The organism is Yersinia alsatica (assembly GCF_025133195.1).
GTDB lineage: Bacteria > Pseudomonadota > Gammaproteobacteria > Enterobacterales > Enterobacteriaceae > Yersinia > Yersinia alsatica.
In genome coordinates this window covers 1,851,602-1,876,709 of sequence record NZ_CP104006.1, presented here as the reverse complement: position 1 = coordinate 1,876,709, position 25,108 = coordinate 1,851,602, and the positions used below count along the sequence as shown (strand labels likewise).

Genomic DNA, 25,108 nt, shown 5'->3' with positions numbered 1-25,108 from the left:
AGCGTCTCTCGGGCGCGCGTTTTTTGATTCGTAGTGCGCTACGATAAAGAAGTGATTAATGGCTCTCTCTGGAACACCGATATGCTATCAAACCTCAAACTCAACCGAGCGAATATTGCCAGCATCGGTTTCAGCGGCGCCATTTTACTGTCACTACTGTGGGTATTTGCCCGGCATTGGGCTGATTTTGTGCAGTACTGTATTAACTTCCAGATTTATATGCACCGTTATTTAGTGCTGTATCTGCTTAAACAACAAAATAATCAAACTGGCGCTGGATTTATGCTAGCCCTGTTTAGCTTTATCTATGGCTTTTTACACTCAATCGGGCCGGGCCATGGCAAATTTGTTATCACCACCTACCTTGCCACCAGCCGCGAGAAAGTGACCACCAGTCGGCTCATTACTTTTCTCGGCAGCTTGATGCAAGGGCTGGTCGCTATTGTGTTTGTCATTATTCTGGGCGTGATATTCAATTTATCCGTGGGCGAATTAAGCCTTAGCCGTTTTTATGTCGAAAAAGGCAGCGCCCTGTTTATTGTATTATTTGGTCTGGTTCTTATTTTACGGGCCTTGGGTATTAGCCCGCTCAACCTATTTCGCCGCAAACGCCAGGCTGCTATTCATCATATTGGCCAGCCCTTAGCCGCCACTCCCGCACCATTATTGTCCGCAAATCACCCCGCTCATCAACATGATGAAAATTGCGGTTGTGGTCATCGCCATATGCCATCAGCAGAGCAGCTTCAGGGCGGGTGGCAAACCTACTTATGGGTCATTATTTCAATTGGTATTCGCCCGTGCAGTGGTGCCATCATGGTGTTGGTGTTTGCTAATGCAATCGGTATGTTTACTTGGGGAATGATTGCCGTCATGAGTATGGCGCTGGGAACCGCACTGTCGATCATGATAGTGGCAACACTGGTTTATCATGCCCGTGAAAAACTGATTAGCATGAATAGCCAAATACTCAGTGGACAACTCATTCATGCCGCACGTATTGCCATGCTCATTGGTGGGTTGCTATTGATTCTATTCGGTTTGGTACTGTTTAGCTCCGTCATCCCAATCAGTGCAAATGGCGATTTTATTGCCGCTGGCTGCTAAGTCCCTGATTCAGATTACTCCTGAAGCCAATTGACACGCGCTCTGATGGTCTATGCTTAATGTTCATTTAGCAAAATGGAGCGTCAAATGTTCAAGAAATCAGAAAAAGTGGAAAGAGATCTCGATCAGGACGTGACCCTTCTGGCCGATACTCTTGACGATGTCTTGCGCTCATCAGGTGAGAAAACAAAAGAGGAACTCGCCAAGGTGCGCCAAAATGCCGAAGGAGTATTACGCGATGCTCGAGCGCGTTTCAGCGGCTCGACCAGTTTGAAGCAACATGCGCGCGACGTAGCTGGCAATGCCGATAACTACGTGCATGATAAACCATGGCAAGGTGTCGGTATTGGTGCGGCGATAGGTCTCGTGCTGGGTGTGCTGTTAGCACGCCGCTGATATCCATCTGATTACCGATAATCCCTCCTCATTGCTGTGTCTACGGTTGTACTTATAGGGTTGTTTATCGGAGGCCCGGGTGATCTTCGCTCCGGGCCAACACTTATTCTTCCTTAGAGAAAGACCAAATTACCTCGGCTAGCCGTGCCACTAACCGATCAGTTTCAGCGACAGACGTCAGATTAGTAAACCCCATCAACAACCCATTCTGGCTATCAGCCTTTCTGTCCTTAGCGACGTTGGTTTCCAACACCCAATCTGACACTGCTTGAATAGCAAGCCCCTGATTTTGCGCCCGAGCAGCAACATCGCTATCGACAAAGCGCCGGTCCAACTGAGCCAGCAACTGAATCCCTCCCGCCTGTTGCTCAATCACCACAACACCCGCCAACTGGCGCATCAGACTTGCGGCCAGCATTTCGCGGCGCTCAGCATACAAATGGCGCATTCGTTTAAGATGGCGATAAAAGTGCCCCTGATGAATAAATTCCGCCACGCTGGCTTGTATCAGTGGCGGGCTAGCGCAACTGCGCAGTTGGCAACGATGTTTAAAAACGGCCACCAATTCAGGCGGCACCACCAAATAGGCCAATCTCAACGCAGGAAACATCACTTTACTGAATGTTCCGGCATAAAGAACTCGCCCGTGTCTATCCAGACTCTTCAGCGGGGGCAATGGCCGTCCTTGATAACGAAATTCGCTGTCATAGTCGTCCTCAATAATCCACGACTGTTGCTGCTCAGCCCACTCCAGTAGAGCAATGCGCCGCGCTAAACTGAGTGCAACACCCAGTGGGCTTTGGTGTGCAGGAGTGACGATAGCGAAATGGGCCTGTGGGCAGTCGCGGATAGCGGCGGCAACATCCATCCCGTCACTATCGACATTTACCGGATGTGGAATCAGCCCAGCTTCGCGAATTAATTGCTGAGTGGCGGGATAACCGGGATCTTCCAGCCAACCGCGGTCTCCGCGTTTCAGTACAGTATTGACCACCAGATCAAGTAAAGACTGATAACCGGCGCAAATAAATACCTGCTCGGGCTGGCAACTGAATCCTCGAGATAACTGCAAGTAATGGGCTATCGACTCACGTAAAGCCGGTAATCCGGCAGCCGGAGGATGTCCAAGTGCAGCGGCGGTCAGGCCTCGCAACTGTTTGGTCATCATTCTCCCCCACTGCGCCCGAGGGAAAGCATCCAGCGCGGGTAGCCCCAACTGAAATGGCCGCGCCATCACGCGATTGGCCGATAAAGCATTGTTAACCGCTATAGGTTGCTCAGGCTGGTCTACTATATTCAATGGTAATAGAGGAGCATCACGTAATTGAGCTGAAACATAAGTGCCGCCCTGCCCACGACTTTGTAAAAAGCCTTCGGCAATCAACTGAGTATAGGCATTTTCTACGGTTCCTCGCGCCACACCCACTTCGCTGGCCAGCGCCCTGACGGACGGAACTCGCGTATCTGGCGGCAATGTTCCCTGAACAATAGCATCTTTAATTCGTTGATAAATTTGACGATAAATGGGTTCGTTGTGCTGGCGATCCAACTTAAGCAGGCGTGAAAATACCTTCATCATGTCCCACTAAAATAAGTAATTTATGGCCCTATAGTATAGGTCATGGGGTTGCTAAAGTAGCGCCGTACGCTAAATCTCACAGGAACTTATCATGATCGAACAACGTCTTTATTTTTCCGAACTCTCCCCAGTGACTTATAAAGCACTGGTTAATGCTTCTATGTCGCTCGACAAAAGTTCGCTGCCGAAGGCACTGATAGAGCTGATTTTTATGCGAGTATCACAGATCAACGGCTGTGCATTTTGCCTAAACATGCACGGTAAATTCTTGCGTGAGAGCGGTTTTGATGATGCCAAAATGGATACGATTGCCGGTTGGCGACTGAGTCATGCATTCAGTGAAGCGGAACGTGCCGCATTAGAATGGGCAGAAGCGGTGACTAACATCACCACCAGCGGTACCCCGGACAGTACTTTCAATGCCTTAAAAACACATTTTACTGATGCTGAAATTTCCGACTTAACTTTTGCTATCAGCATTATGAATGCATTTAACCGATTAGCCGTTAGTTTGCGTCAGTAAATATTTACCCTCACCGCAATTCACCCCAGAAATATTTTTACCCTGCTTATCATTAGCCAAATCAGCTGCCAGCCCCGTGCTGGCGGCCTCGTCTCTGTCATGTACATAAATCACTCGCAAACAACTACATGTAGTGTGGTTGAATTAAATAAACACTAGATATAGTATTTAATTTATCAATTACGAAAATGAAACCGTAGTTGATAATCAGAGGCAGGTCGCCGAGAGACGTCATATCCAACCGATCTCAAGTTGGAGCGGCAACCAATGAAACCCAAGGAGTTGGGTGAGTGATGGCAGCCAACAACCCTGTGTCTTGCAATATGACAGGGACAACCTGCTAAACCCGCCTTTCCTTAACACAAAAGGTAAATGCGAATCATGAGTATTATTATTTACAGTAAACCTGATTGTGTCCAGTGTAATGCCACTTATCGTGCATTGGATAAACAAGGTATTGCTTATCAGGTGATTGATTTAACTGAAGATTCACAAGCTTTAAATCATGTTAAATCTCTTGGCTATCAGCAGGTTCCGGTCATTGTTGCCGGGGAGGAACATTGGTCCGGCTTTCGCCCTGACAAAATCAGTGCACTGGTTCAGTCCGTCGGTGCCTGATGAGGGTAACCAAATGAATCCGCTGGTGTATTTCTCCAGTTCCTCAGAAAACACACACCGTTTTGTCGGGAAGCTGGAACTCCCGGCAATACGGATTCCCATTGCCGGTGCACGGCAAAAACTACGGATTGAGCAGCCCTATATTTTGCTCGTACCCAGTTATGGTGGGGGCAGCCCGGTCGGTGCCGTGCCCATTCAGGTGATTAGATTCCTGAATGATCCCCATAACCGTTCATTAATTCGCGGTGTAATTGCTGCGGGCAATACTAATTTTGGCGACGCCTACTGTCTGGCGGGGAAGATAGTTTCCCAAAAATGTCAGGTTCCATATCTGTATCGCTTTGAACTACTGGGTACAGCAGAAGATGTGGCAAATGTGCGCAAGGGAGTAACTGAATTTTGGCAACGACAACAGTGAAAATTACCGATCCATCCAGCAGTGAACTTGATTACCACTCACTGAATGCGATGTTGAACCTCTATGATGCCGACGGGCGTATCCAGTTTGATAAAGACCGCCTGGCGGCCCGGCAATATTTCTTACAGCACGTTAATCAAAACACCGTGTTCTTCCATAATTTGCAGGAAAAACTCGATTATCTGGTTGAAGAAGGATATTACGAGAAAGAGGTGCTGGAGCGCTATGACTTCAGCTTTATCAAAAGCTTATTCCAGCAAGCTTACAGCAAAAGATTTCGCTTCCCGACCTTCCTTGGTGCATTTAAGTATTACACCAGCTATACCCTGAAAACCTTTGATGGCAAACGCTATCTGGAACGCTATGAAGATCGCGTTTGCATGGTTGCCTTGACGCTGGCGGCGGGTAACCCGCAAGTTGCCCGGGATTTGGTCGAAGAAATCATCTCTGGTCGCTTCCAACCCGCCACCCCAACCTTCCTCAATTGCGGCAAAAAACAGCGCGGTGAGCTGGTTTCCTGCTTCCTGCTGCGCATTGAAGACAACATGGAGTCAATTGGCCGTTCTATTAACTCGGCGCTGCAACTCTCTAAACGTGGCGGCGGCGTAGCTTTCCTGCTGAGCAATATTCGGGAAGTTGGTGCCCCCATCAAACGGATTGAAAATCAGTCTTCTGGCGTTATTCCTATTATGAAAATGCTGGAAGATGCTTTCTCTTATGCTAATCAGTTGGGCGCTCGTCAGGGGGCTGGAGCGGTATATCTTCACGCCCATCATCCGGATATTTTACGTTTTCTCGATACCAAACGGGAGAATGCCGACGAAAAAATTCGCATTAAAACCCTGTCGCTAGGGGTCGTTATTCCAGACATCACCTTTGAACTGGCAAAGAATAATGAGGAGATGTATTTGTTCTCTCCTTATGATGTCGAGTTGGTTTACGGCGTGCCAATGTCAGAAATCAGCATCAGTGAAAAATACCGCGAAATGGTTGATGACAAACGCATACGTAAAAGCAAAATCAAAGCGCGTGAGTTCTTCCAGATTCTGGCGGAGATCCAGTTTGAATCTGGCTATCCCTATATGATGTTTGAGGATACGGTCAATCGCGCTAATCCGATTAAAGGCCGGATCAACATGAGCAATCTGTGCTCAGAAATCTTGCAGGTTAATTCACCAACTGAATACAACGATGACCTAAGCTATCGCCATATTGGCAAGGATATCTCCTGTAACCTTGGTTCGATGAATATCGCCCACACCATGGATTCACCTGACTTTGGCAAATCAATTGAAACCGCCATTCGTGGGTTGACCGCAGTCTCAGATATGAGCAACATTCGCTCAGTGCCCTCCATTGAAAAAGGTAATCAGGAGTCTCATGCCATTGGCTTGGGGCAGATGAATCTGCACGGTTATCTGGCTCGTGAACGTATTTTTTACGGCTCAGAAGAGGCTCTGGACTTTACCAATATCTATTTTTACAGCGTGGCATATCACGCGATCCGTGCCTCCAATCTATTGGCAATAGAGCGAGGCAGCCACTTTAAAGGCTTCGACGAATCAGATTATGCTTCTGGCCAGTATTTTACTAAGTACGTGGAGCAGAGTTGGCAACCTAAGACCACCAAAGTACAGGCGCTGTTTGCCGAGGCTGGAATTACCATTCCCACTCAACAGGACTGGGCGCAATTGCGCAAGTCGGTGATGGAGCACGGTATTTATAATCAGAACTTGCAGGCGGTACCGCCGACCGGTTCTATCTCATATATCAATCATTCGACATCAAGTATCCACCCGATTGTCTCGCCGATTGAAATTCGCAAAGAAGGCAAAATTGGCCGCGTATATTATCCCGCGCCTTATATGACCAACGAGAATCTTGAATATTACCAAGATGCTTATCAGATAGGCCCAGAGAAAATCATCGATACCTATGCCGAGGCCACTCAGCATGTTGACCAAGGGTTATCACTGACACTGTTTTTCCGCGATACCGCCACGACCCGCGATATCAATAAAGCGCAGATATATGCCTGGAAGAAAGGGATTAAAACTATTTATTACATCCGACTACGTCAAATGGCGCTCGAAGGCACGGAAGTTGAAGGCTGTGTTTCCTGCTCATTGTAATGCGCTGTACTGAATAAACAGAATCGGATTAATAAGGAAATCATCTATGAACGCAGTAAAACTGATAACACCGGTCAGTGCCATTAATTGGAATAAAATTGAAGACGATAAAGATCTGGAAGTCTGGAACCGCCTGACCGCGAACTTTTGGTTGCCGGAAAAAGTCCCGCTCTCGAATGATATTCCCTCTTGGGCCACGCTGACCCCCAATGAGCAGCAACTGACCATTCGGGTTTTTACCGGCCTGACATTGCTGGATACTATTCAAAATACGCTAGGCGCACCGGCACTGATTAAAGATGCCATCACCCCCCATGAGGAAGCGGTTTTTTCGAATATCAGCTTTATGGAGGCAGTCCATGCCCGCTCTTATAGCTCTATATTTTCTACACTTTGCATGACATCTGATGTAGATGATGCCTATCGTTGGAGTGAGGAGAATGGCCCGCTACAAAAGAAAGCCGATATTATCCTGCAGCATTATCATAATGACGATCCACTGAAGAAAAAGATTGCCAGTGTATTCTTGGAATCATTCCTATTCTATTCTGGATTCTATTTACCTATGTATTGGTCAAGCCGAGCAAAATTAACCAACACTGCCGACCTTATTAGGCTGATCATCCGCGATGAGGCGGTACATGGGTATTACATTGGTTATAAATTCCAGAAAGGATTAGAGAAAGTTGATAATAACCGACGTCAGGAAATAAAGAACTTTGCTTTCGATTTGTTGCAGGACTTATATGACAATGAAGTCCGTTATACAGAAGACCTTTATGATAATGTCGGCTGGACTGAGGATGTCAAAAAATTCCTACATTATAATGCCAACAAAGCATTGATGAATTTAGGTTATGAAGCATTGTTCCCGGCAAGTCAGGCGGCAGTTAGCCCGGCCATTTTGGCGGCTTTATCACCAAATGCTGATGAAAACCACGATTTCTTCTCCGGCTCAGGTTCATCTTATGTGATCGGTAAAGCGGTTAATACTGAGGACGAAGACTGGGATTTTTAAGCTTTCTCAGCCCTCTTTTGGCCCCCCGGTTGGTCATTTAAAAAAAGGGTATACCGCACCGATGGGCAGCCGCAGCGGGTTGTCCATTTTTTTCCTATCATTTACCTCCGGTGATACCGCAAAAACACCCCATCAACTCAGCCTCTTTTTCACCATTTCAACCGGCCAATTTCACACCAAGAATCGAAATTATTACTTAGCTACTCATTTGGCCGCAGACCAGAGCCGAAGGGGGATTCGGCCCCCCTAGATTGGTCATTTTGGGCTGATTAATCGCATTTGATTTAGCCATTAATCAGACAAAGATATTTGCTGAATATAATCAATAATAATATTGAGAACACATTAAAGATATATGTGCAATATTTACACCATTCAGTCAATAATTAGACACCGATCACAACTCCAATATTAGACAATACATCCGCGATAAAAAACCACAATATTAACGTAAGTAAATTAACCATTTAAAAAGATATATATTGGGATGAAGACTATTGAAATTTTGATTATAGGAATATTGAGGGTTGTCTCAGATTCTCACTGTGTTAGGGTATATGGCGCTCTATTTTTTCATCAGGATAATATTGATCGAATAAACATAATTTAAAATTGACAGAGGAATACACCAGCTGCATGGCAATTAAACTCGAAGTAAAAAACCTATATAAGATATTTGGTGAGCATCCCGAACGCGCTTTTAAACTGCTTGAATCAGGTAAAAATAAAGAGCAGATATTTGCCAAAACCGGTTTGTCCGTTGGCGTTAAAGATGCCAATCTGGCCATTGAAGAAGGCGAGATATTCGTCATCATGGGGTTATCCGGTTCCGGTAAATCCACCCTGGTACGCCTTCTCAATCGTCTGATAGAACCCACCCGTGGCGAAGTCCTGATCGACGGTGAAGATATTGCCAAGATATCTGATAGTGCTCTGCGCACCGTGCGCCGTAACAAGATCAGTATGGTGTTCCAATCCTTTGCACTAATGCCACATTTGAATGTGCTCGACAACACCGCATTCGGCATGGAGCTCGCGGGCGTCCCGCAGCAAGAACGCCACGAAAAAGCACTGGAAGCATTACGTCAGGTGAGTCTGGAAACTTACGCACAGTCATACCCAGACGAGCTTTCCGGTGGGATGCGCCAGCGTGTTGGGTTGGCCCGAGCAATGGCAAATAACCCCGATATCTTATTGATGGATGAGGCTTTCTCGGCACTCGACCCATTAATCCGCACCGAAATGCAAGATGAATTGGTCAAGTTACAGGCCAAACATCAACGCACCATTGTCTTTATCTCTCATGATCTGGATGAAGCCATGCGGATTGGCGATCGCATCGCCATTATGCAGGGCGGTGAAGTCGTTCAAGTCGGTACACCGGATGAAATACTGAATAATCCGGCCAATGACTATGTCCGCACCTTCTTCCGTGGCGTTGATATCAGTCATGTCTTTAGTGCCAAAGATATTGCGCGCCGTCGCCCGGTATCCTTGATCCGTAAAACCCCGGGTTTCGGCCCTCGTTCAGCGTTAAAACTGCTTCAGGATGAAGACCGCGATTACGGCTATGTGCTGGAGCGCGGGCAGAAGTTTATTGGCGTGGTATCGATAGATTCACTGAAAAAAGCCTTAGCTGAGAACCAACCACTGGATAGTGCCTTGCTGGCCGATCCGGCACCGGTTCCCGCAGATATGCCCCTCAGTGAGCTGATTTCACTGGTTGCGCAGGCACCGTGCGCGGTTCCTGTGGTCGGTGAAGACAACAGTTATATCGGTATTATTTCCAAAGCCATGCTGTTGCAGGCCTTAGATAAGGAGACGCCAAATGAGTGATCAAATCCAGATTGACGATCAAACCGTCAGTAACCCGTGGGCGACGGATGCTGCGGTGTCAGCCGCTCCCGCCACCACGGACACCGCCCCTCAGAGCTTGTTAGCCGCTGCTGACCCTTGGGGAGCTAGCATGGCCGAGGGTAGCCATGCCGCAGGAAGTGCCGGCCATGAGGCTGCCGTTCAGGCCGCACAGAGCCAAGTCGCCAATACTGACTGGCTGAATAGCGCTCCGGCCGCCGCCCCCGAACATTTCAGCTTGATGGACCCCTTCCACCACACTTGGCTGCCACTGGATTCATGGGTCACCCACGGCATTGATTGGGTTGTGCTGCATTTTCGCCCGCTATTTCAGGGCATTCGTGTGCCGGTTGATTTTATTCTCAGCGGCTTCCAACACTTATTGTTGGGCATGCCAGCACCGGTCGCTATCTTAGTTTTCGCCCTGATCGCCTGGCAGTTCTCTACCTTGGGAATGGGGGTTGCAACCTTGGTATCACTGGTGGCTATCGGCGCTATTGGTGCCTGGTCGCAAGCTATGGTGACACTGGCGTTGGTTCTGACCTCACTGTTCTTCTGTATTCTTATCGGGTTACCGCTCGGGATATGGTTAGCACGCAGTAATAATGCCGCTCGTATCATTCGCCCTTTATTGGACGCGATGCAAACCACACCGGCGTTCGTCTATCTGGTGCCTATCGTCATGTTATTTGGTATCGGTAATGTCCCCGGAGTGGTGGTGACGATTATCTTTGCTCTGCCACCTATTGTCCGCCTGACTATTCTGGGCATTAAGCAGGTGCCGGAAGATCTGATTGAAGCCGCAGAATCCTTTGGGGCAAATCCACGCCAAATGCTGTTCAAAGTGCAATTACCCCTGGCGATGCCCACCATCATGGCGGGCGTCAACCAAACCCTGATGTTGGCACTGTCTATGGTGGTTATCGCCTCGATGATTGCCGTTGGTGGTTTAGGCCAGATGGTACTGCGCGGTATTGGTCGGCTCGACATGGGGTTAGCCGCAGTCGGTGGTGTGGGTATCGTGATTCTGGCGATTATCCTTGACCGTCTGACCCAATCATTAGGCCGTGATCGCCGCAGCAAAGGTGTCGGCCGCTGGTATGCCACCGGCCCAATTGGGCTGTTCACTAAACCATTTCGTCACGATAAATAATCTCAATTAATTGAGGTTAATGACAAAGTCGGAAAGAAGACCGAGATACTCGGGTCTAGCACAGCGTGGGGCACTCCGGTGGCTCACGCCACTACGACCCCATCACTGTTCTCTCCCTAAAAATTAGCTTCGTCTGTTATTTGAATGGGTTGTGTTCAACATAAACAATAACTAACAGAATAAGCGTCATTGTCGCAGGCAGTTAGGACCGGAACAGCGCGCAATCACCGCAGTGTACACACAGTACCTGAGGATGATGAACACTGCTCTGGTTCAAAATGATAAGTAAAATAGCTTAATAAAGAGGAAAAACTATGCGCACGACAGGAATCTGGGCTCTGGCCCTCACCACACTGATCAGCACTCAGTTATCCGCAGCAGAGTTACCGGGCAAAGGCATTACGGTCCTGCCTCTGCAAAGTACTATTTCGGAAGAAACCTTCCAGACTTCGCTGGTGAATAAAGCACTGGAAAAGCTCGGTTATGACGTCCAGCCGACCAAAGAAGTGGACTACAATGTTGCCTACTCTTCCATTGCCGCAGGGGATGCCACTTTCCTCGCCGTTAACTGGGAGCCACTGCATAATGACCAATATGCGGCGGCCGGTGGTGATGCCAAATTTTATCGTCAGGGTAACTTCATTGAAGGCTTGGCACAGGGCTATTTGATCGACAAAAAAACCGCCGATAAATACCACATCACCAATATTGAGCAGCTAAAAGATCCGAAAATCGCCAAATTGTTTGATGCCAATAATGATGGCAAAGCCGATCTTACCGGCTGTAACCCCGGCTGGGGCTGTGAAGCACCGATAAATCATCAAATTCAGGCTTATGGTCTGAGCGATACCGTGACCCATAATCAGGGTAACTATGCCGCCATGATTGCCGATACCATCACCCGCTACAAAGAAGGCAAACCTATCCTGTACTACACTTGGACGCCATATTGGGTCAGTGATGTATTAGTACCGGGGCGTGATGTGGTGTGGTTACAGGTGCCGTTCTCATCCTTGCCAGATAAAACTATTGATACCCAGCTTTCTAATGGCGCGAACTATGGTTTCCCACCCAGTGTGATGCACATTGTGGCAAACAAAAAGTGGGCTGAAGCTAACCCTGCCGCAGCAAAACTGTTCTCCATCATGAAATTATCCATTAATGATGTGAATGCTCAGAATATGCGGATGCATGCCGGTGAATCTTCAGATGCCGACATTGAACGCCATGTGAATGGTTGGATTCAAGCTCATCAGGCCACCTTTGATGGTTGGGTGAAAACCGCCGCGGAAGCTGGCAACACCAAAGCGACACAGTAAATTATGTGCAACAGACACCCGCGGGTGTCTGTTTTTTCCTATCGCCGCTGCAATTCTGCAAACGGATGATATTTAACCCAATGCTCGGCAATATCTTGCCGTCGACACACCCAAACCCGCTCGTGCTGCTGGATATAATCCAAAAAGCGCTGCAATGCACGAAAGCGCCCCGGCCGCCCCAATAGACGACAATGCATCCCTACCGACATCATTTTAGGTGTCGATTCCCCTTCGGCATACAACACATCAAAACTGTCTTTTAAATAGGTGTAAAACTGCTCGCTTGAATTAAACCCCTGAGCAGAAGCAAATCGCATGTCATTGGTATCTAAGCAATACGGCACAATCAAGTGGGGGGCGATATTCCCGTCAGCCCGCTGAACTTGCTGCCAAAATGGCAGATCATCGCCATAATAATCACTGTCATAGAGAAAGTTGCCATTCTCCACCACCAGCCGCCGGGTATTTGGGCTATCGCGGCCGGTGTACCAACCGGAGGGAGAGTGACCAAACAGATCCCGCATCACAGCAACCGCCTGCTGCATATGCTGCAATTCTGTTTGTTGATCAATATGTTGATAATGTAACCAGCGCCAACCATGGCACACCACATCATAGTCAGCCGCTTTAATCGCTTCAACAATCAGTGGGTTGCGCGCTAGCGCCATCGCCACACCAAATACGGTCAATGGCAAACCACGGCGAACAAATTCTTGATGGATACGCCAAAAACCGGCTCGGGAACCATATTCGTAAAGTGACTCCATCGACATATGCCGAGCGGCGTAACTATCAGCGCCAATAATATCAGACAAAAATTGCTCAGAGCCGGCATCGCCGTGCAGCACGTTGTTTTCTGCCCCCTCTTCAATATTGAGAACAAACTGCACGGCGATTTTTGCCTGCCCCGGCCAATTGACAACCGGCGGCTGACCACCATAACCGGCTAAGTCTCGCGGGTAGTTTTGGTTGAAATCAGTCTCACTCATGGGCATATCCTGTTATTGGCTAAACATACTAAACATTCCCGATAACGGCTTATCCACCGGGAAAGCCAAATCGCCGTGTTTACTGGTGGCAAGACCTAAGGCCACCAGCGATTCGACCATTTTGACTGCCGCGCTAACACCGTCGATAACCGGAATCCCCAGCTCCTGAGTCAATTGCCGTGCTAAATCAGCCATCCCGCCACAGCCAAGAACAATCGCGCCGCTGCCATCTTGCTGCTTCGCTTGCAGGCACTTCTCCCGCACTTTCTGTTGTGCTAACCCGCTACCATCTTCTAGTGCCAATACCGGCAGATTGATCGCGTGCAAGGCGGCACACTGGTGTTCAAAACCATATTGCTGCAATAAATGGCGGGCGATAATCAAGGTTCTTGGTAAAGTCGTCACGATAGAAAATCGGGTCGCGACCAGTGTCGCCATATGCATGGCGGCTTCTGCAATACCAATCACCGGTGCGCTAGCCAGTTCACGGGCCGCCAATAATCCTGGGTCACCAAAACAGGCGATAATATGGCCATCAACCCCGGCGGCTCGCCCCTGTTTTACCTGCTCCAAAACGCCAATCGCCGCAACCGCCTCATCAAAATGTCCCTCAATCGACGGCACACCTTGTGTGGGACAAACCGCCAGAATTTCCGTGCCCGGTGCCGCAACCTGTACCGCGGCCTGCCCTATAGTTTGAGTCATGGCCAAGCTGGTATTGGGATTGATCACCTGAATGCGTAATGGCCGAGAAGAGGGCAAATGCATGGTTACTCCTGAGCGGATTGATCCGCGCTTATATTGGCAACGTTTATATGAGAAAAAATGCGCCCAAAATCCGGTGTGTGACTATCTCGCTCGATAAAATTCAGGCTGGCGACAATCTCATCAAAGTGTTGCGCCATCCGTGTCGACAAACTGGCGGCATCCCCCTGCTTCAACAGCGCCACCAAATCATGATGATCATGACAGCGGCAACCTTGCTGCCACGGTGCGCCATAAGCCGCAATCACCAGCGAAGAACGTAATGTCAGTTGGGAAACCATTTCAGTCAGCACCCCATTGCCCGCAATAGCTTGTAACTGAAGATGAAAAAGCGCAGATAAACGGATGGCCGCCGCCCCTTGATAATCCTGATGAGCCTGCTGCTCATCACTGAGGATCTGCTCTAGTGCCGTAATATGCAGCGGCTGACAATGAGCTACCACGGCGGGCAAGTTGGCGCACTCCAGCATACGGCGGGTGTTAAATACATCGCGCGCCTCATCAATACCCGGCGTGGTGACTTGTGCACCACGTTTGGGCATTAATGTCACCAATTGCTCCGCCGCAAGGCGTTGCAATACACTGCGGATCCCCGTTCGGCTAATACCAAAAACGTCTGCCAGCGCTACTTCCGGTAATTTACTGCCCGGTAATAACTGATGCTCAACAATGGCTGTTACCAGCGCGTTATAGATATGATCGTCTTGATCATCAGTAAAGTAGGCGATTTTCCGCCCATCCCACGTAATCATTTTTCGCCGCTCCGTATACCGTAAGATAATCAAATCGTATACATAAAATAGATATCTTGTATACAAGAATTCATTTTTGGCCTGATTCCTGCAAATGCTTCTCTCGTGAGGTTCAACAAGCTTTGCATCACATCATCTGAGTGTTGTCTTTTATAGGAGCACGTTCTATGCCAAATAATGCAAGAGTCTCGGGAAACGGCAGTATTAATCCCCACTACAGCCCGAAACTCTGTAATGAGGATCTGGCCCCGACACGTGACCAGAACTGGAGTTGGTATAATATTTTTTCATTCTGGATGTCTGATGTGCACAGCATGGGCGGCTATGTCGTCGCTGCTAGCTTCTTCGCACTCGGCTTATCCAGTTGGCAGGTTTTGTTATGTTTGCTCGCCGGTATCTGCATTGTGCAAATTTGTGCCAATCTGGTGGCTAAACCCAGTCAGATGGCTGGTGTGCCCTATGCGGTTATTTGCCGTCAGGCATTTGGGGTGTTCGGCGCAAATATTCCGGCGGTCATTCGCGGGCTGATTGCTTTTGCCTGGTATGGTATCCAAACCTATCTTGCCGCCAATGCATTGATGTTAGTGATGTTGAAGTTCTTCCCATCACTAATGCCCTTGACGCAAAGTCATTGGCTAGGGTTATCAGCGCTGGGCTGGATTTGCTTCTCTATCATGTGGGTGTTGCAAGCGATGGTATTTTGGCATGGGATGAATGCCATCAAACGCTTTATTGATGTCGCCGGACCGGCGGTATACGTGGTGATGCTCTCATTGGCCGGATGGATTATTTATCAGACGGGCATAAGCAATATCTCCTTCACCTTAGCCAGTAAAACCTTAACCACATCAGAGCAAGGCTGGCAAATGCTGACCGCCACGGCATTGGTGGTGTCTTACTTCTCCGGGCCACTGCTCAACTTTGGCGATTTCTCGCGTTATGGCAAAAGCATGCAAGAAATCCGTCGTGGCAACCGCTGGGGTTTGCCCTTCAACTTCCTGCTGTTCTCCATTGTCACGGTGGTGATTGTCTCCGGCACTCAATCATTGTTTGGTCAAATGATTACTGACCCGATAGAAACCGTCACCCGAGTCGGTAACAGTGTGGCGGTGGCGCTGGGCTTGCTGACCATGATCATCGCCACCATCGGCATTAATATTGTGGCTAACTTTGTTTCGCCCGCTTTCGATTTTTCAAACTGTTCGCCACAAAAAATCAGTTTCCGTACCGGTGGGATGATAGCTGCAGTGGGCTCAGTACTGTTGACGCCGTGGAACCTGTTCCAGTCACCCGAGATTATTCATTACACACTGGATGTATTGGGGGCATTTATCGGGCCATTGTTTGGTATTTTGATTGCTGATTTCTATCTGATAAAACGCAGCCAATTACATGTGGACGACTTATTCAATGCCACGCCATCCGGCCGTTATTGGTATCGGGGTGGCTTTAATCCAAAAGCGATTATGGCTTTGCTCCCTGCGGTTGCCATTGGTCTGGTGATAAGTTTTATCCCCAGCCTGCATCAGGTGGCTAATTTTAGTTGGTTTATTGGCGTGTTACTCGGTGGTGGTTTCTACCGCTATATTGCTCGTCACGAACAAGCCGCTAACCATGCCACGTTGTTTATGCGCACTGAAATGAGTAAAGACTGATTTGGCGGGAACCTGAATGCAACGAAGCCCTGAGTTATTGCTAACTCAGGGCTTCTGAATGTTGGCGGTGCGGACGGGACTCGAACCCGCGACCCCCGGCGTGACAGGCCGGTATTCTAACCGACTGAACTACCGCACCACGCTGCTGTTCCGGTTAAGAACGAGACGGATACTACGTATGGAACGGTATCTCGTCAACACTTTTTCTAGCAAAATAAGCCGTTTGCACAGTTTTTCGACTGGATGTCACTTTATTCTGCGTTGGCGTTCTCTTGTGGCTCCAGCGGCATCCGCCACAAGCAACTGCCGCCCTTTTTCATCACCAAATCCAAACGCGATTCATGGGCCTTCAACTCTTCATCCGCCGCATAAATAATTTTCAATCCCGAGGCTGGACGGGTAATGCGCTGAATATCTTCTGAAGAGTCGTTCTGCGACTGGTCACCTTCCATTGAGAAAGAAAGCGAAGTCTGACCGCCGGTCATCGCTAGATAGACTTCTGCCAGAATTTCGGCATCGAGTAACGCGCCGTGCAGGGTTCGCTTGGTATTGTCTATCTGGTAGCGGTCGCACAGCGCATCGAGGTTATTTCGCTTGCCGGGGAACAGGCGGCGCGCCAGTAACAAGCTATCGGTGATGGTACAGAAGGTTTCCGTTTTCGGAATATCCTGCTGCAACATACGGAATTCATAATCCATAAAGCCGATATCAAACGCCGCGTTATGGATGACTAACTCAGCGCCGCGAATAAACTCGAGAAACTCGGGGGTAATATCCGCAAAGCTGGGCTTATCTGCCAGAAACTCATCACTGATACCATGAACGCCATAGGCCTCTGGATCCACCAGACGATCAGGTTTCACATAGACATGAAAATTTCTGCCGGTCAGGCGGCGGTTGATCACTTCAACCGCACCAATCTCAATAATTCTATGGCCTTCGTAATGAACGCCAAGTTTATTCATACCGGTGGTTTCAGTATCCAGAACAATCTGTCTGGTCGGTGTAACTTGCATATTGCCAGTGCTCATAGCGCTCGTTTATGTCAGACTTAACGTTTAAACAGATAGGATGAGTCTACCAGAGATGACTAAGCAGGTAGAAATTTTCACCGACGGATCTTGCCTTGGCAATCCGGGGCCCGGTGGTTATGGCGCAATTTTGCGTTACAAACAGCATGAAAAAACCTTTAGCGCGGGCTATTTTCTGACCACCAACAACCGCATGGAGTTGATGGCGGCCATTGTTGCGCTGGAAGCCTTAACTTCGCCTTGTGAAGTGACACTCAGCACCGACAGCCAATATGTTCGTCAAGGTATCACTCAGTGGATTCACAATTGGAAAAAACGGGGCTGGAAAACCGCGGATCGCAAACCGGTGCGAAATGTCGATTTATGGCAGCGGCTGGATCTGGCTATCCAAACCCACACCATACAATGGGAATGGGTAAAGGGTCATGCTGGCCATCCAGAGAATGAGCGCTGTGATGAGTTGGCCCGCCAAGGCGCGAATTCACCGACGTTAGAAGATAGCGGCTATAACCCTGACTAATCCTTCGCTTTTAACATTGCAGCGGCTCAGGGTTGGTCACGATAACTTTTAGTTGCGCCCACAGCTCGGCTAGACCACGGCTTGCGCGCACCAAATTTCATCGGGTTGAATGTTAACGGAATGGTGCGCTTGCGGGCAACAATCAGGCTGACGCAACCCAACGCTGGCAAATGGGTGCTGATAAAGCGCCCACCTTCTTTGTGCCACGGCAGCACATGAAAGCGCGATAAATACAAAACCTCATAATTCAATAAACTTAGCCAATCTAACAAACGCATCTGGGTAAACATTCGGCTGACGTGGGGCTGTCGTTGACGAAGTAATGGCACCAACTTCCCTGCGCCTAATAAACTCAATGGGTTAAAGTTACTGATAACCAGCCAGCCATCATCAATCAGGACGCGATCCACCTCACGTAAAATGCGGTGCGGGTCAGAAGCGTAGGCTAAAGTATGAGATAACAAACACGCATCTACTGACTTTTCAGCGAAAGGCAATTGGTAGGGGCTGGCAAGCACTTGCATATTTTTGCCCTGCTCGCCCACATTAACCTGATGGGAAATCGCACATTTATCACTAGCAATTTCCGCACTTAAATGGCCTATTTTCAATAAGTGGAAACCAAAGAATTTCGGCCACCAAGGCTGCAATTGCTGCTCAATCGCTGCGCGATAATACTCACCCCAAGGTAACTCAGCCCAGGATGCGGGCGCATCTATCTTTTGGTGTGTCTGTGCTGGTTTCATGTTTTATTATCTTCTTTCAAGCTATTAGAGTAGAGGTATCAAATGAATCTTATCAGCATTCCTGCATTTCAAGACAATTACATTTGGCTATTAGCGGACACACAAAAACATTGCGTTATTGTTGACCCTGGTGAAGCGGCCCCGGTATTAGCCATGCTGAGCCAAGGTGACTATCTTCCCCAAGCCATATTGCTGACTCACCACCATAATGATCACGTCGGCGGTGTCGCTGATTTGCGCCGCCATTACCCCGATATTCCCGTCTATGGCCCGCAAGAAACTGCGAATAAAGGAGCGACAATTATCGTAAATGGGGGTGATGACCTGACAATTGGTGGTCAAAATTACCACGTTATTGCCGTTCCTGGGCACACACTTGGACATATTGCATACTACAGCAAACCTTATCTTTTCTGTGGCGATACGCTGTTCTCCGCCGGTTGCGGCAGGCTATTTGAAGGTACGCCAGCGCAAATGTACTCGTCTATTCAACAGCTCGCGCAACTCCCTGACGAAACCTTAATTTGCAGCGCGCATGAATACACTCTCGCAAATCTTAAGTTTGCCCGTTTTATTCTGCCCTCAGACCACGACATTGCTACATATCAACAACAAATCATGCAATTACGGGCGAAAAACCTACCTAGCCTACCGGTAAAATTGCAAATTGAGCGTAAAATTAATGTTTTTTTACGTTGCAATGACGTTGATTTACAAAGAAAAATAGGCGTAATGTCACCACCAGAGTCACTTGTCTCAGTTTTTTCCGAATTACGCGCCCAGAAAGACCGCTTCTGAGCTTTTAGTTGTGTTTTTTGTCGAAGCAAAGTATGATTGCTCGTCTTTTAAGCAACTACATTGACACACACATGAAGACCAAAGCGATATTTCTCGCCTCAGTCTTGCTTGTTGGGTGCCAGTCGTCCAAGGTGGGCGTACAGGCTCCTGTACAGCATGCACAGAGTTTGTCTTCGGCAGGTCAAGAGAGTGAAGCAGGAGAGTACACAAATAGCGCCCGAGTGGGCTCCGCGCGATGGCTTGATAGTGAAAGTGGCCTCGCGCAGCAAGATTTGTGGAACTTCATTAGCGACGAGCTGAAGATGAAGGTTCCGGAGAATTCCCGGATCCGTGAACAGAAGCAAAAATACTTAAAAAATAAGAGCTATCTCCACGATGTAACATTACGGGCAGAGCCGTACATGTACCTGATAGTCGAGCAGATTAAGAAACGTAAGATGCCGATGGAACTGGTACTGCTACCCATAGTGGAGAGCGCTTTTGACCCACACGCGACATCATCCGCCAACGCCGCAGGGCTGTGGCAGATAGTGCCAAGTACCGGTCGAAATTATGGCTTAAAACAAAACCAATGGTATGACGGCCGCAGAGATGTGGTTGCTTCAACCAAAGCAGCGCTTGATATGATGGAGCGCCTGAACAAGATGTTTGACGGTGACTGGTTGTTAACAGTCGCTGCGTATAACAGCGGTGAAGGCAGAGTCATGCAGGCGTTGAAAGCCAATAAGGCTAAGGGTAAACCGACGAACTTTTGGGCATTGTCGCTTCCTCGTGAAACGTCAATTTATGTACCAAAAATGCTGGCCTTGGGTGATTTAATCAAGAACAGCAAAAAGTACGGTATAAACTTACCTGAAACCGACAAAGACCGTGCATTAGCGCGTGTTGATGTTGGTCAGCAGATACAGCTAACTCAGGCGGCTGAGATGGCGGGGATGTCACTTACTAAGTTGAAATCCTTTAATTCTGGGTATAAGCGCAATGTAACGGCACCTGATGGACATGGTCCTCGTTATATTATGTTGCCAAAAGCCCATGCTGAGCAGCTTAAAGATTCATTGGCAGATACCGATATTGCCGCAGTTCAACCAACCAAGTTGGCACAGAACAGCGCAACATCAGCATCAAGTTCGCAGTATAAAGTTCGCCCCGGCGATACCTTATCTACGATTGCCAAGCGGTTGAATATCAAGACCAGCGATTTGCAGAGTTGGAACAACTTACGTGCCTCGAGCACCTTAAAAGTTGGGCAAACCCTGCAACTGGCAAGCAATACAGCCAGCAACAGCATCACCTATCAGGTTCGTAAAGGTGATTCATTTGCCAGTATTGCCAAGCGTCACGGTGTAAACACCGACGATGTGATGCGATGGAATTCGGTAATCAGCAAAGCAAATAAATTAGTACCCGGTTTGAAATTGACGTTGTTTGTTAACAACAAATCGACTCCGGATGCCTAACATTAGAATCGGTATAAAGCTGTAAAAAAGCACCCTTCGGGGTGCTTTTTTTATGGCTGGAATTCGACTAACAGCGGATTGTGATCAGAAGCGCGGGTGACTAATACCGAGGCATCGGCAAGGGTGAGACCACGATAAAACACAAAGTCCAGGGGGCGGCCAAAGGCTCGGCTACGATTATCAGCCTGGAACTCAACTTCGGCCAACCCGGCACTTTGGGCAAAGCGCTGCAAAGCATTAACCCGCTGACGACTCCAGGCATTGAAATCCCCCGCCAGAATAACCGGGCCTCGGTGCATGGCAATCTGCTCACCAATAGGTTCTAACTGTTTACTGTAAACATCGACACCAAGACTGAAATTAACGGCATGAATATTCACTACCATCAATAAACGGCCATCATGAATAGGGTAAACAGTGATTAATGCCGATTTAGACAAGCGCAACAGTGGCTCGCGCTCGCGCAGCGGGCAACAGTAGACTGGGTGGGTGGCGGCTAACGTCATCACACCTGAGGGGTGCTGAGGCAGTGCAAAGGCGGGCACCTGATCTGCCGCTTGATAATGGGACGTAGCAAACCTCACCAGCTCGGGTGTTGTTTGTGCTTCTTGCAGCAACATCAGTTGAGCATCCCGACCAAACCCTTTGAGCACCGATAGCCATTCAGCTCGCTGCTGCTTAAAGATGTTCCACACCATCACACGTAGGAATTCAGAGGTAGGCAATGGTGCGCCTGGCGGTAACCCCTGCCCCAATTGTTTAGCGGAACCAGGGAAAATCTGTTCAACCGGTTGACCTGCAACATACCGCATTGCATATGTTCGTTTCGGCACTTTGATGGCCTATTCCTTATTCAAAATCACTCTGGCCTGTGGGATAACCGCAGCCGGTAGTCCTCTGATTATACGCTTAGATGCTCCGCTCAGTAATGTCTTTTCCCCAGCTTATGATACTGATCTTGGGATATCCAAAGAGAGATTCAATGTATCTCATTCATAATGCACTAATTAGGCTTCTATTAACAAAAAAGCCCGCCAAAGCGGGCTGAGAATGGACAGTAGAAATAAGATCTAGCTTGTCGCCACTGGGCGCAGGGACTTTTTGTCGAGCTTGCCGCTCAATGTCACCAGCAATAATGCGCCGATAACAATCACGCCACCAATCCACGGCGTTTGTGCCAATCCAACCCGAGTCACCGCCTGACCACCAATAATTGAACCTAATGCAATGCCTACGTTGAATGCCGCGATATTCAAGCCGGAAGCAACATCAACCGCATGTGGCGTATACTCTTGCGCCTTTTGCACCACATAGACTTGCAAGCCAGGGACATTACCGAAAGCAAAAATACCCATGACCAGTAAGGTAATCAATGAGGCAATACTGTGGCTGGCACTAAATTGGAAAACAAATAACAGAGCAGCCAGTGCAGTAAAGATAAAACTCAGCGCAGGCACTGCACCGTGGCGGTCGGCCAGTTTACCTCCCCATATATTACCAATGGCAACTGAGACACCGTATGCCAGTAAAATCCAGCTCACTGCGGCGGGCGAGAAGCCGGACAGCTCCTGCATCACTGGGGCCAGGAAAGTAAACATGGTGAAGAAGCCGCCATACCCTAATGCAGTAATCGCATAAATCAGCAGTAAACGCGGGTGAGTCAGCACCTGCAATTGCTGTTTTATACTGGCTGAAACTTGTTGGGGAATATTATTGGGCACCAAAATGGCACTGGCGATAGTTGCGACCACACCAATCAGTGATACCGCAAGGAAGGTTTCTCGCCAGCCGAAATGCTGCCCAATAAATGTTCCTAGTGGAACTCCGGTCACTAATGCCACCGTCAGGCCACCAAACATAATGGCTATCGCTGAGGCTGCTTTCTCTTTAGGTACCAGACTGGTGGCAATCGTCGAGCCGATAGAGAAGAACACCCCATGGGCCAGACCGGTTAATAAACGGGCGATTACCAATGATTCATAGCCGGGGGATTGCCAAGCTAATAAGTTACCTAAGGTGAATAACACCATCAGGCCAATCAATAGCATTTTACGTGGAATTCGCCCGGTTAATGCGGTTAGCACCGGAGCACCGATAGCAACCCCGAGTGCATAAATTGAAACTAACAAACCAGCGGAGGGGACAGAAACCCCTAATTGTTCGGCAATTGTCGGCACCAATCCAACAATGACAAACTCCGTGGTACCAATAGCGAATGCACTGATGGTCAGCGCCAGTAAAGCGAGTGGCATTATTTACTCCAGAAATTCAATTCAATTAAAACGGGTCAATTTGATAGCGGAGATTATGGACCTATGTTTAAATGACAAAAATGCTCAAAATATCAAAATATTTTTGCTGGAGTAGCAATAATGAAAGCAAACTCAGATGAGTTGATTACTTTCGTCACCGTGGTGGAGTGCGGCAGTTTCAGCCGTGCGGCGGAGCAGCTTGAACAAGCCAATTCGGTAGTGAGTCGAACAGTAAAAAGATTGGAAGGTAAGCTGGGTGTCACACTGCTTAACCGCACCACACGGCAAATCAATCTGACGCAAGAAGGTGAACATTATTTTCGCCGAGTACAGAATATTTTGCGCGACATGGCAACAGCTGAAAATGAGCTGTTAGACAGCCAATTAAATCCAAAAGGATTGCTGCGCATCGATGCCTCGACGCCAGTGGTATTGCATGTTGTGGCACCTCTGATGGCTGAATTTCGCCAACGTTATCCTTTAGTCACCTTATCGCTAGTCTCATCTGAAACCTTTATTAATCTTATTGAGCGAAAAGTCGATATTGCTATCAGAGTGGGCACTTTGCAGGATTCAACCTTGCGCGCCAGAAAACTCATGACCAGCTATCGCCATCTACTGGCCTCCCCCGCTTACCTCAGACAATATGGCACACCACAAACGGTGGCTGACCTACAGCATCATGTCTGTCTGGGATTTAATGATTTACCGGTGTTAAATCGTTGGCCGCTCGCCGGGCCTGATGGGCAACTTTATGAAATAACATCAGATTTAACCTCAAATAATGGTGAGACCCAGCGCCGCCTCTGCCTTGAGGGTAATGGCATTGCCTGTCTATCTGATTTTATGATTCAACAAGATCTACAACGTGGGGATTTGGTACCAATACTGGCGGAGCATACCTTGCCGGTCGCCATGCCAATTAATGCGGTGTACTACAGTGACCAAGCAGTCAGTAATCGGCTGCGCTGTTTTATTGATTTCATCAATGAGCGTCTAGTTTCGGGCCTCCCTACAACATAAAAAAACCACCCTTGCGAGGTGGTTTGCTTCGTCATTTAAGCAGGGATTAATCCCACTTAGGTGCCAGACCATCAGGGCTAACCAGCCGATCGTCACGATCCAACGTAGCAATCAGGGCCATATCGTCCGCAGTTAGCTGTAATTCCTGAGCCAACAAGTTACTGGCTAAGTTTGCCACTTTGGTAGATGACGGGATAACACTGTAGCCCAGCTGCATTGCCCAGCTTAAAATCACTTGAGCCGGGGTTGCTGCATGTTTCTCAGCGATAGCCTTAATAATTGGCTCATCCAGTGCTTTACCATAAGCCAATGTCATATAAGAGGTAATGGCGATGCCGTGTTCCTGCGCGAACTTAACAACTTTGCGATTTTGTAATAGTGGAGAGAGTTCGATTTGATTAGTCGCAATCGCCTCTGCGCCCACAGCCGCAATGGCCTGCTTCATTAAATCAATCGTGAAGTTAGAAATACCAATCTGACGGGTCAGCCCCAACTCTTTAGCCTGCACTAATTCAGCCATAAACTCGGCAACTGAAACTTCATCATTAGGTGATGGCCAGTGAATTAAAGTTAAATCCACATAGTCGGTTTTCAGCTTCTGCAAGCTTGCTTGCAGGCTAGGAATTAACTTTCCTGCCGCCAAATTAGCAATCCAGATTTTGGTCGTGATAAATAACTCATCACGTTTGATACCACTTTCTGCGATAGCCTGGCCCACTGCGGCTTCATTCTCATAGATTTGGGCTGTATCAATTGCGCGATAGCCCAATGTCAAAGCTTGACTAACAGAATCAATAACGACTTGATCTTGAAGGCGAAACGTTCCCAGACCGAATGCAGGTATGCTCATCATAATTCCTCATTTTGAACAGATAATATTTTTTATCGTGGTTAGACAATAAATGATGTGTGTTTAAAAGCGGGTTATTTACCGGGAGCTCTTTTGTTTGAGCTCGCGGTAAAAATCTGCAGTGATTATGCCAAGAGTTTTATTGCCTAA

Annotated in this window: 24 protein-coding genes and 1 tRNA gene; 15 read left to right on the top strand and 10 right to left on the bottom strand. The window is 48.2% G+C overall.

All coding sequences use genetic code 11. The features are described from left to right. The first annotated feature begins 81 nt into the window (after nucleotides 1-81). Both N0H69_RS08250 and N0H69_RS08245 read left to right on the top strand, forming a co-directional pair. A complete protein-coding gene (locus N0H69_RS08250) occupies nucleotides 82-1,107 on the top strand; it encodes a nickel/cobalt transporter (RefSeq protein ID WP_050108282.1) in 1,026 nt (341 codons plus the stop codon). 87 nt (nucleotides 1,108-1,194) lie between these two features. Further along, a complete protein-coding gene (locus N0H69_RS08245; protein ID WP_050108284.1) occupies nucleotides 1,195-1,503 on the top strand; it encodes an ElaB/YgaM/YqjD family protein in 309 nt (102 codons plus the stop codon). Nucleotides 1,504-1,606: 103 nt separating this feature from the next. On the opposite strand, the gene pdxR is transcribed toward N0H69_RS08245, so the two are convergent. Continuing rightward, entirely contained in the window at nucleotides 1,607-3,082 is a 1,476-nt protein-coding gene (pdxR, locus tag N0H69_RS08240; protein ID WP_050108285.1) for a MocR-like pyridoxine biosynthesis transcription factor PdxR, read from the bottom strand. 91 nt (nucleotides 3,083-3,173) lie between these two features. On the opposite strand from pdxR, the gene N0H69_RS08235 reads away from it, so the two are divergent. The 8 genes from N0H69_RS08235 to proX all read left to right on the top strand — a co-directional run bounded on the left by N0H69_RS08235 (nucleotide 3,174) and on the right by proX (nucleotide 12,117). Beyond that, the gene (locus N0H69_RS08235; RefSeq protein ID WP_050108287.1) at nucleotides 3,174-3,605 is read left to right on the top strand and encodes a carboxymuconolactone decarboxylase family protein; all 432 of its coding nucleotides are present in this window, start codon (nucleotides 3,174-3,176) and stop codon (nucleotides 3,603-3,605) included. Nucleotides 3,606-3,986: 381 nt separating this feature from the next. Further along, nucleotides 3,987-4,223 (top strand): redoxin NrdH, encoded by a 237-nt coding sequence (locus tag N0H69_RS08230; protein ID WP_050108289.1) that lies wholly within the window; start codon nucleotides 3,987-3,989, stop codon nucleotides 4,221-4,223. Nucleotides 4,224-4,236: 13 nt separating this feature from the next. After that, nucleotides 4,237-4,641, top strand: a complete 405-nt coding sequence (gene nrdI, locus N0H69_RS08225; protein ID WP_050108291.1) for a class Ib ribonucleoside-diphosphate reductase assembly flavoprotein NrdI — start codon at nucleotides 4,237-4,239, stop codon at nucleotides 4,639-4,641. Continuing rightward, on the top strand, nucleotides 4,623-6,773 hold the full coding sequence (gene nrdE / locus N0H69_RS08220; protein WP_172665453.1) for a class 1b ribonucleoside-diphosphate reductase subunit alpha: 2,151 nt from the start codon (nucleotides 4,623-4,625) through the stop codon (nucleotides 6,771-6,773). The genes nrdI and nrdE overlap by 19 nt, the downstream gene beginning before the upstream one ends. A 46-nt stretch (nucleotides 6,774-6,819) precedes the next feature. Beyond that, a complete protein-coding gene (nrdF, locus tag N0H69_RS08215) occupies nucleotides 6,820-7,791 on the top strand; it encodes a class 1b ribonucleoside-diphosphate reductase subunit beta (RefSeq protein WP_050134856.1) in 972 nt (323 codons plus the stop codon). Between the two features lie 636 nt (nucleotides 7,792-8,427). Further along, entirely contained in the window at nucleotides 8,428-9,627 is a 1,200-nt protein-coding gene (gene proV / locus N0H69_RS08210; RefSeq protein ID WP_050108294.1) for a glycine betaine/L-proline ABC transporter ATP-binding protein ProV, read from the top strand. Continuing rightward, nucleotides 9,620-10,798: a glycine betaine/L-proline ABC transporter permease ProW gene (proW, locus tag N0H69_RS08205; RefSeq protein ID WP_050151762.1), complete on the top strand. Its 1,179-nt coding sequence runs from the start codon at nucleotides 9,620-9,622 to the stop codon at nucleotides 10,796-10,798. Before proV ends, proW begins: the two co-directional genes overlap by 8 nt. 314 nt (nucleotides 10,799-11,112) lie before the next feature. Further along, nucleotides 11,113-12,117: a glycine betaine/L-proline ABC transporter substrate-binding protein ProX gene (proX, locus tag N0H69_RS08200; RefSeq protein ID WP_050151761.1), complete on the top strand. Its 1,005-nt coding sequence runs from the start codon at nucleotides 11,113-11,115 to the stop codon at nucleotides 12,115-12,117. 38 nt (nucleotides 12,118-12,155) lie between these two features. On the opposite strand, the gene puuE is transcribed toward proX, so the two are convergent. Genes puuE through N0H69_RS08185 form a run of 3 tightly spaced genes read right to left on the bottom strand, consistent with a single transcriptional unit; the run spans nucleotide 12,156 to nucleotide 14,623 of the window. Then, complete coding sequence (gene puuE / locus N0H69_RS08195; RefSeq protein WP_050151760.1) at nucleotides 12,156-13,106, bottom strand: allantoinase PuuE; 951 nt, start codon at nucleotides 13,104-13,106, stop codon at nucleotides 12,156-12,158. 12 nt (nucleotides 13,107-13,118) lie between these two features. Next, entirely contained in the window at nucleotides 13,119-13,874 is a 756-nt protein-coding gene (gene hpxA / locus N0H69_RS08190; protein ID WP_050134848.1) for an allantoin racemase, read from the bottom strand. Between the two features lie 2 nt (nucleotides 13,875-13,876). Then, on the bottom strand, nucleotides 13,877-14,623 hold the full coding sequence (locus N0H69_RS08185) for a GntR family transcriptional regulator (protein WP_050123058.1): 747 nt from the start codon (nucleotides 14,621-14,623) through the stop codon (nucleotides 13,877-13,879). A 167-nt stretch (nucleotides 14,624-14,790) separates the two neighbouring features. Here N0H69_RS08185 and N0H69_RS08180 point away from each other — a divergent pair, with 167 nt between their 5' ends. Continuing rightward, nucleotides 14,791-16,278: an NCS1 family nucleobase:cation symporter-1 gene (locus N0H69_RS08180; RefSeq protein WP_050108307.1), complete on the top strand. Its 1,488-nt coding sequence runs from the start codon at nucleotides 14,791-14,793 to the stop codon at nucleotides 16,276-16,278. A 62-nt stretch (nucleotides 16,279-16,340) separates the two neighbouring features. On the opposite strand, the gene N0H69_RS08175 is transcribed toward N0H69_RS08180, so the two are convergent. Together N0H69_RS08175 and dnaQ are read right to left on the bottom strand one after the other, a co-directional pair. Continuing rightward, a tRNA-Asp gene (locus tag N0H69_RS08175) sits at nucleotides 16,341-16,417 on the bottom strand. A gap of 112 nt (nucleotides 16,418-16,529) precedes the next feature. Beyond that, a complete protein-coding gene (dnaQ, locus tag N0H69_RS08170; RefSeq protein WP_050108363.1) occupies nucleotides 16,530-17,294 on the bottom strand; it encodes a DNA polymerase III subunit epsilon in 765 nt (254 codons plus the stop codon). Nucleotides 17,295-17,364: 70 nt separating this feature from the next. Between dnaQ and rnhA the strand changes: the two genes are divergently transcribed. Continuing rightward, complete coding sequence (gene rnhA / locus N0H69_RS08165; RefSeq protein ID WP_050108309.1) at nucleotides 17,365-17,829, top strand: ribonuclease HI; 465 nt, start codon at nucleotides 17,365-17,367, stop codon at nucleotides 17,827-17,829. A gap of 26 nt (nucleotides 17,830-17,855) precedes the next feature. Here rnhA and N0H69_RS08160 read toward each other — a convergent pair whose 3' ends face one another. After that, a complete protein-coding gene (locus tag N0H69_RS08160) occupies nucleotides 17,856-18,575 on the bottom strand; it encodes a class I SAM-dependent methyltransferase (protein WP_050108312.1) in 720 nt (239 codons plus the stop codon). A 42-nt stretch (nucleotides 18,576-18,617) separates the two neighbouring features. Between N0H69_RS08160 and gloB the strand changes: the two genes are divergently transcribed. Both gloB and mltD read left to right on the top strand, forming a co-directional pair. Next, nucleotides 18,618-19,373: a hydroxyacylglutathione hydrolase gene (gloB, locus tag N0H69_RS08155; RefSeq protein WP_050134845.1), complete on the top strand. Its 756-nt coding sequence runs from the start codon at nucleotides 18,618-18,620 to the stop codon at nucleotides 19,371-19,373. A gap of 71 nt (nucleotides 19,374-19,444) precedes the next feature. Next, nucleotides 19,445-20,833 carry a murein transglycosylase D gene (mltD, locus tag N0H69_RS08150; protein WP_080987056.1) on the top strand — a complete coding sequence of 463 codons (1,389 nt, stop codon included), beginning with the start codon at nucleotides 19,445-19,447 and terminating at the stop codon, nucleotides 20,831-20,833. A 50-nt stretch (nucleotides 20,834-20,883) separates the two neighbouring features. On the opposite strand, the gene N0H69_RS08145 is transcribed toward mltD, so the two are convergent. Together N0H69_RS08145 and N0H69_RS08140 are read right to left on the bottom strand one after the other, a co-directional pair. Further along, nucleotides 20,884-21,645, bottom strand: a complete 762-nt coding sequence (locus N0H69_RS08145) for an endonuclease/exonuclease/phosphatase family protein (protein WP_050108317.1) — start codon at nucleotides 21,643-21,645, stop codon at nucleotides 20,884-20,886. A 258-nt stretch (nucleotides 21,646-21,903) separates the two neighbouring features. After that, on the bottom strand, nucleotides 21,904-23,085 hold the full coding sequence (locus N0H69_RS08140; protein ID WP_050108319.1) for an MFS transporter: 1,182 nt from the start codon (nucleotides 23,083-23,085) through the stop codon (nucleotides 21,904-21,906). A 120-nt stretch (nucleotides 23,086-23,205) separates the two neighbouring features. Here N0H69_RS08140 and yafC point away from each other — a divergent pair, with 120 nt between their 5' ends. Further along, nucleotides 23,206-24,108: a DNA-binding transcriptional regulator YafC gene (gene yafC, locus N0H69_RS08135; protein ID WP_050151759.1), complete on the top strand. Its 903-nt coding sequence runs from the start codon at nucleotides 23,206-23,208 to the stop codon at nucleotides 24,106-24,108. A 46-nt stretch (nucleotides 24,109-24,154) separates the two neighbouring features. On the opposite strand, the gene dkgB is transcribed toward yafC, so the two are convergent. After that, a complete protein-coding gene (gene dkgB, locus N0H69_RS08130; RefSeq protein WP_050108322.1) occupies nucleotides 24,155-24,958 on the bottom strand; it encodes a 2,5-didehydrogluconate reductase DkgB in 804 nt (267 codons plus the stop codon). Between the last annotated feature and the right edge of the window lie 150 nt (nucleotides 24,959-25,108).